Raw genomic sequence first — 13,445 nt, forward strand, 5'->3', positions numbered from 1 at the left:
TCTGACGGTTCGGATCTTCGGCCTGTCGTCGATAGAGAAAAACTTTACCGACGACAGGCCGGCAAATCAGTCAGCCCAGACCGTTTCGATCGGTGTCGCGACGTTCGGCGGGGGAGTGGGCGTGCCGCCCGGCGTGCGCGAGAACCGCGGCGCGGGCGCGTGCTGGACCACACCGTCGATCTCGATCAAGCCGGTACGGGCCACGATATGCGGGTTCTCGGTGGCCTCGGTGAAGGTGAGCACGGGCGTGGTGCAGGCGTCGGTGCCGTCGAAGATCGCGGTCCACTCGTCGCGGGTCTTGGTCAGGAACTTGTCGGTGAACAGCTTGCGCAGCTGCTCCTGACCGTTCGGGTCGATCTGCATCGGCAGACCTTCCGGATCGATCTCCAGCCCGGCCAGCAGTTCGGCGTAGAACTGCGGTTCGATCGCGCCCACGGCCATGTACTTGCCGTCGGAGGTCTCGTAGGTGTCGTAGAACGCCATGCCGGTGTCCAGGAGGTTGGTGCCGCGTTCGTCGGACCACATGCCCATTCCGCGAAGGCCCCAGACGAAGTGCGAAAGGGCAAGTGCCCCATCGACCATCGCCGCGTCGATCACCTGGCCCTGCCCGGAACTCTGCCGCTCGAGCAGCGCGGCGAGAATGCCGAACACCAGGAACATCGAGCCGCCACCGAAGTCGCCCACCATGTTCAGCGGCGGCACCGGCCGCTCACCCTTGCGCCCGATCGCGTTGAGTACGCCGGTGAGCGAGATGTAGTTGATGTCGTGGCCCGCGCGATCGGCCATCGGACCGTCCTGGCCCCAGCCGGTCATCCGGCCGTAGACCAGGCGCGGGTTGCGGGCGAGCACCTCGTCGGGACCGAGGCCCATGCGCTCGGTGACACCGGGCCGGAAGCCTTCCAGCAGCACATCGGCCTTCTCGACCAGGTCGAGGATCTTCGCGACGTCGGCGGGGTCCTTCAGATTCGCCTCGACGATGGTGCGCCCACGCCACTGCGGTCGCTCGAGGAAACCGGGTAGCTGGTTGGCGCGCTGTACGCGCACCACGTCGGCGCCGAGGTCGGCGAGCAGCAGCGCGGCGTGCGGGCCTGGCCCGATGCCTGCCAACTCGATGACCTTGATGCCCGCAAGGGGCCCCTGCTTGGCGGTGGACTCCGTGCTCACGCGGTGACCTCAGTTCGTCATCAAAAAAATAGGTACGGTATTGACACTCCGACAATAGCGGTGGGGTGGCGGCTCGGGTAGAGCATGGGTGAGAATTCGCACGAGCGCGACTCGGCGCGGCAACGGGAGGACCGGTAGTGGGCGTGTGGGGTGAGGTCCTTGTCGGCCTCGTCATTCTGGTCGGCATCGTCGGCGTGATCGTACCGATTCTGCCGGGGGTGATCCTCATTTTCGCGGCGATCGCGGTGTGGGCGTTCATGACCGGCGGCGCGATGGCCTGGACGGTGCTGGCGATCGCGACCGTCGCGCTGGTGCTCTCCGGCGTCGTGAAGTACACCTGGCCGGGTAAGCGGATGCGCGAAGCCGGGGTGTCGAACCGTGCGCTGCTGGCCGGCGCGCTGCTCGGCATCGTCGGCTTCTTCGTGATCCCGATCATCGGCCTGTTCATCGGCTTCGTGCTCGGTGTGTACCTGGCCGAGCTGTACCGCTTGAAGACCAACGACCTGGCCTGGCCCGCGACGGTGCACGCGCTCAAGGGCGTCGGGCTGTCGATGCTGGTCGAGCTGTTCGGCGCGCTGATCGCCTCGGGCGTGTGGCTCACCGGCGCGATACTGAGCTGAATATCTGACGGCAGGCCGCCGAGAACTGGCTATTCGATGACCGGCAGCGGGCGGGTGTGCTCGTCCGCGCCGGGCAGCAGGTTGCGCGGGAGCGGGATGGTCGGGTTCTCGGCGCGCGAGGGCGGCACCGGGTCGCGGCGCACGGCGGGCAGCCGGTAGAAATCGCGGGCGTTGTCCTCGAGTACCGCGTGCATATCCGCGCCGACCACCTGGCAGATCAGGTCCACATCGCGCTCCTCGAACGGCCTACCGGCGCGCGTGCCGGGCAGATCGCTGCCGAACATCAGCGCACCCGGATTGACCGTGTGGATGCGCCGCAGCGTCTCGGCCACATCCATCTCGACCCGCCCGAACCCGGTCGCCTTCACCTTCGCGCCGCGGTCAACCAGGTCGAGCAGATACGGCAAACCCTCCTCGGACATACCGAGATGGTCGATCGAGAGCGCGGGCAGCTTGGAGATCACCGGTTGCAGCGAGGCCAGCATCTGACCGTCGATATAGAGCTCGACATGCCAGCCCGCCAGTTCGTACGCGCGCAACGCCTGCACCGTCATCTCGGTGATGTCGGCGGCGGCGCGCTTGAGATTGAACCGCAGCGCGCGCACACCGGCCTGGTTCAGCTCGAGGATCTCGTCATCGGTGGCATCGAGATCCAGCCGGGTCACGCCGACCCAGCCGGGCCCGAGCGCGGACAGTGCTGCCTTCAGATACGTCTGATCGGCGCCCTGAAAAGACGCGCTGACGACCGCACCACCGCGGACATCGAAGTGCGCCATGCGCTTTCGATAGTCATCGATCACGTAGGGCTCGGGTAGATAGCCTTCGTTCTCGATCAGCGGAAACCGCGGATCGATAATGTGGACGTGGGCATCGAACAGTGCTCTTGGAGCGCTGGCGCGCTCGAGTTCGCGCCCCTGCGGGTCCCGACGATCAGGCACCGTGGCTTGCTCCTTCGTCGCCTACGCCACGGCGCCTGATCGTCGGGACGGGCGCGAACCGCCGCTGCGCGGCGGACCCTCCTCGAGGTCGGGTCGGACGGGGCTGGTGGTGCGGTTGCTGGCGGACTCGAGTATAGGTTTGTGGCGCGGTACCGGCATACCGAGGTTCGCCGGTACCGCATGTTCGTGGAGCTGTGACTCAAGCCTTGTTGGGCTCGGACGCGCGCAGCATGTCCTCGCGCTCCACGACCTTCACGCGCTCACGGCCTTCGGGCTCGCCGAGGGCGCGCTCGTGAGCGTCGAGGCGGTACCAGCCGGCCCACGTGGTGAACGGGATGCCCTTGCCCTCGAGGAACTCGGTGACGGCGTCGAGCTCGGGCTTGGGCGCGGGGGCGAAGGCCTTGGCGTCGTCGAGCAGGCAGGCGATGGTCTCGTTGGCGTCGCCCTTGGTGTGGCCGATCAGGCCGACCGGGCCGCGCTTGATCCAGCCGGTCACGTAGGTGGCGGGCATGAACCGGGCGTCGCCTTCGGCGGTCTCGTCGGAGATCACGCGACCGGCCTCGTTGGGCACGGTGCCTGCCTGGTCGTCGAAGGGCAGCTGGGTGACGTTCTGCGACAGGTACCCGACAGCGCGGTAGATGGCCTGGATGTCCCAGTCGGTGTAGTTACCGGTGCCCTTGACGTTGCCGGTGCCGTCGAGCTGGGTGCGTTCGGTGCGCAGGCCGGTGACCTTGCCGTCTTCGCCGAGCACCTCCGCGGGGGACTCGAAGAAGTGCAGGAACAGCTTGTGCGGGCGGTCACCGTGGTCGCGGATGGCCCACTGCTCCAAGGTGTTGGCGACCATGTCGACCTGCTTGGAGTTACGGCGTGCGGCTTCGGAGCCTTCGTCGTAGTCGATGTCTTCGGGGTTGACAATGACCTCGATCGTCGGCGAGTGATCCAGCTCACGCAGCTCCAACGGCGTGAACTTCGCCTGCGCGGGACCGCGGCGACCGAAGACGTGGACCTCGAGAGCTTTGTTGCCCTTGAGTCCTTCGTAGACGTTCGGCGGGATCTCGGTCGGGAGCAGTTCGTCACCGGTCTTGGCCAGCACGCGGGCGACGTCGAGGGCGACGTTGCCGACGCCGAGCACTGCGACCTTCTCGGCGTCCAGCGGCCAGGAACGCGGGACGTCGGGGTGGCCGTCGTACCAGGACACGAAGTCGGCGGCACCGTAGGAACCGTCGAGGTCGATGCCGGGGATGGCCAGGGCGCGGTCGGCGTTGGCGCCGGTGGAGAAGATGACCGCGTCGTAGAACTGGCGCAGGTCGTCGAGGGTGATGTCGGTGCCGTAGTCGATGTTGCCGAGCAGGCGGACCTGGTCTTTGTCGAGGACCTTGTGCAGGGCGGTGATGATGCCCTTGATGCGCGGGTGGTCGGGGGCGACGCCGTAGCGGATCAGGCCGAAGGGCGCGGGCATGCGCTCGTAGAGGTCGATGCTCACGTCGGCATCGGACTTCATCAAGGCGTCGGCGGCGTAGATACCGGCCGGTCCCGCGCCCACGATCGCAATGCGAAGTGGGCGAGTCGCTGCACTCTGTTCGGTCATTTCTACGCGCACCCTTTGGTCGAGAACTGATTTGACGGCGTCAACTTAGCTTAGGCTAAGTCAACCGGCCGGCTTGCTGGCAGCTGCTATCCCACCCGGCAGCCGACCGCAATCAAAGCGATTCTAGCTGCGACGCAGCGGGCACCCGGCGCGCGGTGTAGCTGCCCGCACGGGATCTGTCAGGATTAGAGCATGAACGAGGAGCAAACAGGCTCGGATGACCAGCCCGTAGTGGTGGATCAGACCGACAAGCGTTCCATCGTCCCGTTCGTCGCGGCCGCGGTGATCGCGATCATCGTGCTCATCGGCATCGTGGTGGGCGGACTGCTCTCACCCGCTGAGAAAAATGTCACAGAGGCCGACCGTCTCGCGGCCGCCGTCACCAACTATATCGACGCGCGCTCGCGCAGCGACCTCCGTCCGCCGACCGGTGTGGCCTGCCCCGGGTTCGACGAGGAGAAATCCGGCCTCAGCGAGCAGCTCGGTGGCCCGAAATCCACTGTCACGATCGACGGTAAGGGCTTCGAGAACGCGACCGTCAACGGCGACCGCGCCAAAATCGACGCCACCCTCGTGGTCAACGGCAGTCCATCGACCAACACCTGGAAACTGACCCGCGTCGACAGCGCGTGGCTGGTGTGCGCGTTCTGAATCGTTTGACACGATGACCGGTGCCGAGGCAATCTCAGATCGCAAGGTCATGAGTGCCAGCGTCAAGCCCCGGCTCGCTGGTCGGCAACCCTCCTCCGCGGTGGGGTGCTCCGGGTGACGACCTGGCCGTGTGTCCGGGGATTTCCGGCACGGCAAGAGCGGATTCACGCAGGAGGATCGACATGACTTACGCCGGCGACATCACCCCTGAGAAGGCGTGGGAGCTACTCACCGAGCATCCCGGCGCGGTGCTGGTCGACGTGCGCACCGAAGGCGAGTGGGCACACATCGGCATCCCCGACACCAGTTCCATCGAACGCCCGTCCCACTTCATCGAATGGGTCGACGGCACCGGCACGCGCAACCCGGAGTTCGGTGTGCAGCTCGAGCAGGCACTGGCCGGTCGCCCCGACGACGCACCGGTGGTCTTCCTGTGTCGCTCGGGTCAGCGTTCCGCGCACGCGGCGAACCTGGCGACGGCGGCGGGCGTGGCGCCGTCCTACAACGTGCTCGACGGTTTCGAAGGTGGTCCCGACGCGTTCGGTCAGCGCGGCAGCACCGGTTGGCGCGCGGTCGGCCTGCCGTGGCGTCAGGCATAAGGAGAAAAGCATGATCACCGGTGGTTCGTTCGACAAGCCACTGCCCGAAGGCGTCGGTCCCGCCACGCTCGGCGTGCGTGGTGGCCTGCGCCGTTCCGGCTTCGACGAGACCTCCGAGGCGCTGTACCTGACCTCGGGTTTCGTCTACGAGAGCGCCGAAGCCGCCGAAGCCGCGTTCACCGGCGACGTCGAGCACTTCGTCTACTCCCGCTTCGGTAATCCGACCGTGGCGATGTTCGAGGAGCGCATCCGCCTGCTCGACGGCGCCGAGGCGGCCTTCGCGACCGCGTCCGGCATGTCGGCGGTGTTCACCGCGCTCGGTGCCCTGCTGAAGGCGGGCGACCGACTGGTCGCCGCCCGCAGCCTGTTCGGTTCCTGTTTCGTGGTCTGCAACGAGATCCTCCCGCGCTGGGGCATCGAAACCGTCTTCGTCGACGGTGACGATCTCGACCAGTGGGAGCAGGCACTCTCCGTCCCCACCCAGGCCGTCTTCTTCGAGACCCCCGCCAACCCGATGCAGACCCTCGTCGACGTCCGCAAGGTCACCGAGCTCGCCCACGCCGCGGGCGCGAAGGTGGTGCTGGACAACGTCTTCGCCACCCCCCTGCTCCAGCGCGGCTTCGAGCTCGGCGCCGATGTGGTCGTCTACTCCGGCACCAAACACATCGACGGCCAGGGCCGCGTCCTCGGCGGCGCCATCCTCGGCGCCCAGGACTACATCGACGGCCCCGTCAAAACCCTGATGCGCCACACCGGCCCAGCCCTGAGCCCCTTCAACGCCTGGACTTTGCTCAAGGGCCTGGAAACCATGCCGTTGCGCGTCCGCCATGCCACCGAGTCGGCCCTGCGGGTGGCCGAGTTCCTGGAGACCAAGAATTCGGTCGACTGGGTGAAATACCCCTTCCTGGAATCACATCCACAACACACACTGGCCAAAGAACAAATGACCGGCGGCGGCACAGTAGTCACCTTCGCCCTCAACGGCGACGACGGCAAGAAACGAGCCTTCGAGGTCCTCAACCGCCTCCGCATCATCGACATCTCCAACAACCTCGGCGACGCCAAAACCATGATCACCCACCCCGCCACCACCACCCACCGAGCCATGGGTCCAGAGGGACGCGCGTCAATCGGCTTGTCCGACAACGTAGTCCGCATCTCGGTAGGCCTGGAAGACCTCGAAGATCTGCTCGGCGACCTCGACCACGCCCTGAGCTAGCTTCACCCGCATGTCCCGAGTCGACCTGTCGAAACGTTCTTCGTCCGGCAGGTCGCCCTAGGGGTCGTGGCTCCTCAAATACATGATACCTGGATGATACCATCGTGGTTATGGCTATGACATTGCGCCTCAACGACGACGATGACGCTGCGCTGACTGCTGCCGCCGAACGCGAGGGCCGCAGCAAGCAAGAGCTTGCCCAAGAGGCCATCCACCTGTACCTGACCCGTCGAGCCGACGTGTTCGCTGCCATGCTCGGTGATGAGATGAGCCGTCACAGCGAGCTGTTGAAGCGGCTCGCGTGAGCGTGGTCTATCTCGACATCTCCGAATTGCTGGCCATCGCGACGGCAGTGAACGGCACCGATGCAGCGGTCGCCGACTATGGGCTTTTGGCTTCGGCAGCGCACCGCCCTCAGATAACGGTGTTCGGCGCCGACGCTTACCCGGACCTGTACAGCAAGGCGGCGGCACTGTTGCATTCGGTCGTCCGAAATCATGCACTGGTAGACGGCAACAAGCGCACGGCATTCCTTGCGGCGGCAATGATGTTGCGCATCAATGGCGTAACGCTGCGAATCGAGCCCGACGAACAGGAAGTGTTGATGAACAACGCCGCCCAAGGCTTGGCCGATATAGCGCACATCGCCGACTGTCTCAAGGGTTGGTCGTAGCGCAGTGCGACCTGCGACGCCCATCGCGCAGGTGCTGACGGCGATGCAGTACCACCGCCCCGGCCTGCCCGACCTCGGGAATCGGGGCTGATCGGGTTGGGGCCGAATCCAGCACTCGGCCCCGACTGATCACGCTCAGCCCAGGGCTCGCAGGCGGGGGGCCAGGTCGCGTTTGAACAGATCGAGGAAGCGGAGTTGGTCGTGCCCGGGGGCGTGGAAGACCAGGTGGTTGAGGCCTGCGTCGAGGTAGGGCTTGATCTGGGCGACGGCTTCGTCGGGGTCGCTGGCGACGATCCAGCGCTTGGCTACCTGTTCGATGGGGAGGGCGTCGGCGGCCTTCTCCATTTCGATCGGGTCGGTGATGTCGTGCTTCTGTTCGGGGGTCAGTGAGAGCGGGGCCCAGAAGCGGGTGTTCTGCAGTGCCAGTTCGGGATCGGTGTCGTAGGAGATCTTGATCTCGATCATCTTGTCGATGCCGGCGACATCGCGGTCGGCCTTGCCCGCACCCTCGGCGACGGCGGGCAGCAGCTTCTCGGTGTAGAGGTCCATGCCCTTGCCCGAGGTGCAGATGAAACCGTCGCCCGCGCGACCCGCGTACCGGGCGACCACCGGGCCGCCGGCGGCGATGTAGACGGGGATTCCGCCCTTGGGAACGTCGTAGATGGAGGCGCCGACGGTGTGGTAGTACTCGCCGTCGAAATCGGTGCGCTCGCCGGTCCACAGGTCGCGCATCAACTTCACCGCTTCACGCAGTCGGGCGAAACGCTCCTTGAAATCGGGCCATTCGCCCTTGTAACCGGTGGCGATCTCGTTGAGCGCTTCGCCGGTACCGACACCGAGCATCACCCGGTCCGGGTACAGGCAGCCCAGCGTGGCGAAGGACTGCGCGATCACGGCGGGGTTGTAGCGGAAGGTGGGGGTGAGCACGGAGGTGCCGAGCTGGATGCGATCGGTGCGCTCGCCGACGGCTGCCAGCCAGGCCAGTGAGAACGGCGCGTGGCCGCCGTCGTGGCGCCACGGCTGGAAGTGGTCGCTCACGGTCGCGCTGTCGAGTCCGTGCTGCTCGGCGGCGACGCCGAGTTCGACCAGCTCTCGCGGACCGAACTGCTCTGCCGATGCCTTGTACCCGAGCTTGAGCTCAACCATTCCAGCCACTCCTATCGTCCATTGACCCCTGCCAGTCGACACTAGCGCGCGATCCGTCCTCCGCGCCGGGCCGTTCGGTCACCCATCGTGCCGCGTTTTAGCGGACAATTAACTGGTGGCTACCAAGGATGAGCAGATCTTGTCGTACCTCACCGACATGGACGGCGTGCTGGTGCACGAGGATCAGCTGATCCCCGGCGCCGACGAGTTCCTCGCCGAACTGCGCGCCAATGAGATCCCGTTCCTCGTGCTCACCAACAACTCGATCCGCACCCCACGCGACCTGCAGGCCCGCCTGCGCCAGACCGGTCTCGACATTCCCGAGGAATCGATCTGGACTTCGGCGCTGGCCACCGCGACGTTCCTCAACGAGCAGCGCCCGAACGGAACCGCCTACGTGGTCGGCGAATCCGGGCTCACCACCGCGCTGCACGAGATCGGCTACGTACTCACCGACGTCGACCCCGACTATGTGGTGCTCGGCGAGACCCGCACGTACTCGTTCGAGGCGATCACCACCGCGATCCGCCTGGTCGACCGCGGCGCGAAATTCATCGCCACCAACCCCGACGCCACCGGGCCCTCACGCGACGGCGTCCTGCCCGCCACCGGTTCGGTCGCCGCGCTGATCACCAGGGCCACCGGCAAGGACCCGTACTACGTCGGCAAGCCCAATCCGCTGATGATGCGCTCGGCGCTGCGCCAGATCGGCGCGCATTCGTCGACCACGGTGATGATCGGCGACCGGATGGACACCGACGTGATCGCCGGACTCGAAGCCGGATTGCGCACGATTCTCGTCACCTCCGGCATTTCGACGAAGGCCTCGATGGAGGCCTATCCGTTCCGGCCGACCGCGATCGTCAATTCGGTCGCCGACCTGGTCGGGCGAACCCGTCAGCCGTTCGTGGACTGAGCGGCCGTCGACGATCGCACGGTTCGAAACTTCCCGAGGTTCATCAGCTCGCGGCAGCGCTGATCGAATCGAATGATGGTTCTGCGAGTTCGGTCCTGCAATGATGTCGACTATGAGCGCGCCGGGCGAACAGTCACCGCTGCGGATGACTTCTGCCGAGTTCTTCGATGGGGCTGCGGAAGACCTGGGCGACATCGAGATCGTGGCTGGGCGCGTGGTGCGCCTGATGGCCCAGAGCGCCCTGCACAGTCGCGTCGTCCGCCGCCTCGCCGGGGTGCTCGAGTCCGGACGGCGCGATGGCGGTCCCTGCATGGTCATCGATTCCGACGTCGCGGCTCGCTTTCCGGACGCGGAGGCAACCGCCGCGGATCGCCGCCTGAACATTCGGTACCCGGATGTCTGGATCCGAGACTGCGAAACCTATGACGTCAACACGGTTACCAGCCATCTGTTGCTGGTCGTCGAGGTGACGTCCGAGTCGACGATCGATGCCGATATCACCGACAAGCGGATCCAATACGCTGCCGCGGGCATTCCGATCTACCTCATCGTCCGCCTCGACCAGAAGGAACAACGGATCGAGGAGATCGAGGAGTATCGCCTCGATTGGTCCGGCCGCCGGTACCGCGTCCACACGGTGCACCGCCGCGTGCTCCTGCTCGATGAGCCCGTCGAGGTGACGGTTCCGTTTACGTCGCTGGAGCAGGCATAACCTCCACCGGAGCGTGCGCCGCGTCTCACCGGAATAGTCGGCACCCTCCCCCGTGGTCTCGCATCGCGACTTCGGCCTCGACATCGATGCCGCTGCCCGACGGCGGCGCCGTGATCGGCGACAAGATCACTCTCACCCTCGAGATCGAGGCCGTCCTCCAGAGCTGTCACGTCGCTGTGTACCGCGGCTGATCCTCGTTGGCGATGATCGTGTCGAGAGTCGCCGCGAGACGGGTGAGGGCCGCGACCGTCGCGGCGAACTCGGCCGGACCGAGCGCCGCTGACAGCCGGTGCGCCATGGCCGCGTGCTGCGGATCGATGCGGCGAATGGCGGCCTCGCCTTCCTCGGTCATCGCGACCAGCTTTGCCCGCTTGTGCGCGGGGTTGGGCCGGTACTCGCACATCCCCTTGCCGACCAGCAGGTCCGCGATCCGCTGCACGCTCTGCCGGGTGATGCCCATCGCGCGGGCGATCCCGGCCACCGGCTGCGGCTGGTCCTGCACGGCGGCCATCACCTGCCACCAGGCCACCGAGATTCCGGCCGGCGCGGACAATCCGTCTCCGATGGTCAGGAATTGACCGTTGAGCCGGAAGACGGTGAGGGCGGCGCCGTCGAGTAGGTCCTGTTCGGAATTCAAGCTGCGTGGATCCCTTCGTATTCGGCGAGCGCGGCATACCCGGCCGGGTCCTTGTGCGCATACAGCTTGTACCAGGCCTCGAGGATGTGCGGTTCGTACAGATCGAGACGCGTGAAGATCTCTCTGGCGAATTCGAACGGCGACATGCCGTCTGCGGTGATCACGTCGCGGTCGGTGACCGCTGGCGCCTCGACGTAGTGCTGTGCGCCCGAATACCCGCTGTAGGCAAGGAATTCCGCCGCGTTGCTGGTGTGCTCGCGATCATCGAGCAAGCCCGCCGTGGCCAGTCCGAAGGTCGCGCCGCAGATAGCGGCCACGGGCACTCCGGCGTCGACGAACTCTTTTGCCTTGTGCGCGAACGTGATCAGGTCCTCGCCCATCCAGCGGTCAGCGCCGGGCAGAATCAGCATCGCGCTGTCGGCCGGATCGAGATCGGCGACGGCCAGGTCGGGCGTCGCTCGCAGCCGCCCCATGGTGGTGATCGGTTCGGTGGTGAGGCCGACCGTCGCGACCTCGAATGTTCCGGGCTCCCGGTGCCAGTTGCCGTTGGCGATGTGCGCCGTCGCGGCCCCCACTTCCCAGTCGGCGAGGGTGTCGTAGACGGCTACGTGAACTGTTTTCTTCGACATGACAGTATGTTGTCATATTTGACAGGATGCTGTCAATAAGAATTTTGCTACCCGCTGATAGCCGACCCTCCGTACGCTGACGGCATCCGGTGCGAGACAGGGAGGTTCACCCGCGATGACTGATTCCGTGCACGGCCTGACGGGCACCATCACGTCACCGATTCGGGAGGCGGGCGCACTGGGTGAGGTGCTGGTCTCGATACGCGGGGGCACCGAGCTCTATCTCGCCCGAGCCGACGAACCGATCGCCGCCTGGACCACCGTGTTGATCGTCGCGGTCCACCCGGGCCGCCTGGTCGACGTGGTCACCTGGATTCCGCTTCCCTCTGAATGAAAGGGGCCCGCGATGCTGGGCTATCACGTTCCCGATCCCGACGAAGCCATGCTGGTCAGCGGCGCCAAGACCAAAGACGACACCCCGTTCAAGGTGGTCATCGGGCGCGGCACCTGGGTGGTGCCGCTGTTCCGCAAGGTCCGCTACCTGTCGCTGGCCATGTTCGAGTCCGAGATCCGCGAGCGCTGCGTCACCAAGCAGGCCATCCAGCTCGATGTGCGTGCGGTGATCGCGTTCAAGGTCGCCAACGACACCCAGTCGATTGTCAATGCGGCACAACGCTTCCTGTCCGAACAGGAGCAGGAGATGTCGGTGCTGACGGGCCGGATCTTCTCCGGTCACCTGCGCTCGATCGTCGGTTCGATGACCGTCGAGGAGATCATCCGGGAACGCCAGAAGCTGGCCGACGAGGTACTCATCGCCTCCAAGGTGGAGATGAGCAATATCGGCCTGTGGGTCGACTCGTTCCAGATCCAGTCCATCGACGACGGCAACCTCGGCTACATCAATGCCCTTGCCGCACCGCACAATGCGGCGGTCCAGCGCGATGCCCAGATCGCCCAGGCCCAGGCCTCGCAGCGCTCCGCCGAAGCCGAACAGGAGTCGTTGCGCCGTCGCGCCGAATACGAACGCGAAACCTCGATCCTCAAGGCCCAGTACCAGCGCGACATCGACAAGGCCAATGCCGAAGCGGCACAGGCGGGCCCGCTCGCCGACGCCATCGCCAGGCAGGCCGTCCTGCACGCCCAGGCCGAGCAGGCCCGCAAGAACGCCGAACTCCGCGAACAGCAACTTCAAGCCGAAGTGGTGAAACCCGCTGAGGCGGAAGCGGAACGAGTCCGCATTCTCGCGGTAGCCGAGGCCGACCGCACCCGCATCCAGGCCGAAGCGGCGGCGTCCAACAATCGAATCGCGTTGGACCAGATGCTCATCGAGCAACTTCCCGAAATCGTCAAGCAGGCCGCACACGGCTTGGCCGGCGCCAACCTCACCGTCCTCAACGGCCCCGACGGCGTCGGCGAGCTGCTCAACGGCATGGTCGGCCAGGGCCTGACGGTGTTCAACTCCCTGCAGAAGGCGCTGTCGAACGGCGAGGTCGACAAGATCTGACCAGCGTTTGCGCTCTCGAACCGGCAGGACCGACCGGGGTGCCCGGTCAGTCCTGCTGGTCCACGAGCGCGGTGACGCGGATCTCGACGCGCATGCCGGGTGCGCCGAGCGCGGCAACACCGATCTGGGTCCAGATCGGTGCCCGCTCACCCATTCGTTTGCGGAACTGCTCGACCATGACGCGGTTGTGCGCGTCGCCGATCGTGTCCTCGGCTGCCGGGATGTGGAAGCTGTCAACGGCGATGACGTCGGTCCAGGTCGCGCCCACTGTCGCGAGTGTCCGCTCGACGTTGTCGAAGGCTTGGACGATCTCGTCCTCGAGCGACTCGGGGAAGGTGATGTCGTCGTCCCAGCCGCCCTGTCCCGAGATATCGACCCGGTCTCCGACGCGGACCGCCTGTCGGTAGTGGAGCAGGTCGAAGAGGGTCTGGCCGTACCCGGGGGTGCTCGTGAAGGTGGCGGTGCTCATCGGCGCTTACCTTTCAGTTGACTTCATGTATGAAGTCAAA

General features: G+C 65.9%; 17 protein-coding genes and 1 riboswitch. Of the genes, 10 read left to right on the top strand and 7 right to left on the bottom strand.

Annotated features, from left to right (window positions below):
• Window positions 1-66 precede the first annotated feature (66 nt).
• Window positions 67-1,164: a CaiB/BaiF CoA transferase family protein gene (locus ACTWPB_RS09175; protein ID WP_446225241.1), complete on the bottom strand. Its 1,098-nt coding sequence runs from the start codon at window positions 1,162-1,164 to the stop codon at window positions 67-69.
• Between the two features lie 137 nt (window positions 1,165-1,301).
• Between ACTWPB_RS09175 and ACTWPB_RS09180 the strand changes: the two genes are divergently transcribed.
• Window positions 1,302-1,784 carry a DUF456 domain-containing protein gene (locus ACTWPB_RS09180; protein ID WP_446225242.1) on the top strand — a complete coding sequence of 161 codons (483 nt, stop codon included), beginning with the start codon at window positions 1,302-1,304 and terminating at the stop codon, window positions 1,782-1,784.
• A gap of 29 nt (window positions 1,785-1,813) precedes the next feature.
• On the opposite strand, the gene ACTWPB_RS09185 is transcribed toward ACTWPB_RS09180, so the two are convergent.
• Window positions 1,814-2,662 (bottom strand): amidohydrolase family protein, encoded by an 849-nt coding sequence (locus ACTWPB_RS09185; RefSeq protein WP_446226280.1) that lies wholly within the window; start codon window positions 2,660-2,662, stop codon window positions 1,814-1,816.
• A 259-nt stretch (window positions 2,663-2,921) separates the two neighbouring features.
• Window positions 2,922-4,310, bottom strand: coding sequence for an FAD-dependent oxidoreductase (locus tag ACTWPB_RS09190; RefSeq protein WP_446225243.1), 1,389 nt, complete (start codon window positions 4,308-4,310; stop codon window positions 2,922-2,924).
• Between the two features lie 192 nt (window positions 4,311-4,502).
• On the opposite strand from ACTWPB_RS09190, the gene ACTWPB_RS09195 reads away from it, so the two are divergent.
• The 5 genes from ACTWPB_RS09195 (at window position 4,503) to ACTWPB_RS09215 (ending at window position 7,452) form a co-directional block, all read left to right on the top strand.
• Window positions 4,503-4,961: an Rv0361 family membrane protein gene (locus ACTWPB_RS09195; protein WP_446225244.1), complete on the top strand. Its 459-nt coding sequence runs from the start codon at window positions 4,503-4,505 to the stop codon at window positions 4,959-4,961.
• A gap of 45 nt (window positions 4,962-5,006) precedes the next feature.
• Window positions 5,007-5,126, top strand: a riboswitch (SAM riboswitch).
• A 17-nt stretch (window positions 5,127-5,143) separates the two neighbouring features.
• Complete coding sequence (locus ACTWPB_RS09200) at window positions 5,144-5,560, top strand: rhodanese-like domain-containing protein (protein ID WP_446225245.1); 417 nt, start codon at window positions 5,144-5,146, stop codon at window positions 5,558-5,560.
• Window positions 5,561-5,570: 10 nt separating this feature from the next.
• On the top strand, window positions 5,571-6,779 hold the full coding sequence (locus ACTWPB_RS09205; protein WP_446225246.1) for an O-succinylhomoserine sulfhydrylase: 1,209 nt from the start codon (window positions 5,571-5,573) through the stop codon (window positions 6,777-6,779).
• 110 nt (window positions 6,780-6,889) lie between these two features.
• A complete protein-coding gene (locus ACTWPB_RS09210) occupies window positions 6,890-7,084 on the top strand; it encodes a ribbon-helix-helix protein, CopG family (protein ID WP_446225247.1) in 195 nt (64 codons plus the stop codon).
• Window positions 7,081-7,452: a type II toxin-antitoxin system death-on-curing family toxin gene (locus ACTWPB_RS09215; RefSeq protein WP_446225248.1), complete on the top strand. Its 372-nt coding sequence runs from the start codon at window positions 7,081-7,083 to the stop codon at window positions 7,450-7,452. Before ACTWPB_RS09210 ends, ACTWPB_RS09215 begins: the two co-directional genes overlap by 4 nt.
• A gap of 135 nt (window positions 7,453-7,587) precedes the next feature.
• Here ACTWPB_RS09215 and fgd read toward each other — a convergent pair whose 3' ends face one another.
• Window positions 7,588-8,598 carry a glucose-6-phosphate dehydrogenase (coenzyme-F420) gene (fgd, locus tag ACTWPB_RS09220; RefSeq protein ID WP_446225249.1) on the bottom strand — a complete coding sequence of 337 codons (1,011 nt, stop codon included), beginning with the start codon at window positions 8,596-8,598 and terminating at the stop codon, window positions 7,588-7,590.
• Window positions 8,599-8,755: 157 nt separating this feature from the next.
• Between fgd and ACTWPB_RS09225 the strand changes: the two genes are divergently transcribed.
• Both ACTWPB_RS09225 and ACTWPB_RS09230 read left to right on the top strand, forming a co-directional pair.
• Window positions 8,756-9,514, top strand: a complete 759-nt coding sequence (locus tag ACTWPB_RS09225; protein ID WP_446226281.1) for an HAD-IIA family hydrolase — start codon at window positions 8,756-8,758, stop codon at window positions 9,512-9,514.
• Window positions 9,515-9,626: 112 nt separating this feature from the next.
• Window positions 9,627-10,226: a Uma2 family endonuclease gene (locus ACTWPB_RS09230; RefSeq protein WP_446225250.1), complete on the top strand. Its 600-nt coding sequence runs from the start codon at window positions 9,627-9,629 to the stop codon at window positions 10,224-10,226.
• 166 nt (window positions 10,227-10,392) lie between these two features.
• Here the strand turns inward: ACTWPB_RS09230 and ACTWPB_RS09235 are convergent, their stop codons facing one another.
• Window positions 10,393-10,863 (bottom strand): MarR family winged helix-turn-helix transcriptional regulator, encoded by a 471-nt coding sequence (locus tag ACTWPB_RS09235; protein ID WP_446225251.1) that lies wholly within the window; start codon window positions 10,861-10,863, stop codon window positions 10,393-10,395.
• The gene (locus tag ACTWPB_RS09240; RefSeq protein WP_446225252.1) at window positions 10,860-11,492 is read right to left on the bottom strand and encodes a DJ-1/PfpI family protein; all 633 of its coding nucleotides are present in this window, start codon (window positions 11,490-11,492) and stop codon (window positions 10,860-10,862) included. Before ACTWPB_RS09240 ends, ACTWPB_RS09235 begins: the two co-directional genes overlap by 4 nt.
• A 115-nt stretch (window positions 11,493-11,607) precedes the next feature.
• Here ACTWPB_RS09240 and ACTWPB_RS09245 point away from each other — a divergent pair, with 115 nt between their 5' ends.
• Both ACTWPB_RS09245 and ACTWPB_RS09250 read left to right on the top strand, forming a co-directional pair.
• On the top strand, window positions 11,608-11,826 hold the full coding sequence (locus ACTWPB_RS09245; RefSeq protein ID WP_446225253.1) for a hypothetical protein: 219 nt from the start codon (window positions 11,608-11,610) through the stop codon (window positions 11,824-11,826).
• Between the two features lie 12 nt (window positions 11,827-11,838).
• On the top strand, window positions 11,839-12,936 hold the full coding sequence (locus ACTWPB_RS09250) for an SPFH domain-containing protein (protein ID WP_446225254.1): 1,098 nt from the start codon (window positions 11,839-11,841) through the stop codon (window positions 12,934-12,936).
• A 46-nt stretch (window positions 12,937-12,982) separates the two neighbouring features.
• Here the strand turns inward: ACTWPB_RS09250 and ACTWPB_RS09255 are convergent, their stop codons facing one another.
• A complete protein-coding gene (locus ACTWPB_RS09255; RefSeq protein ID WP_446225255.1) occupies window positions 12,983-13,405 on the bottom strand; it encodes a Rid family hydrolase in 423 nt (140 codons plus the stop codon).
• Window positions 13,406-13,445: the final 40 nt, after the last annotated feature.

The sequence above is a fragment of the Nocardia sp. IBHARD005 genome, assembly GCF_052814245.1.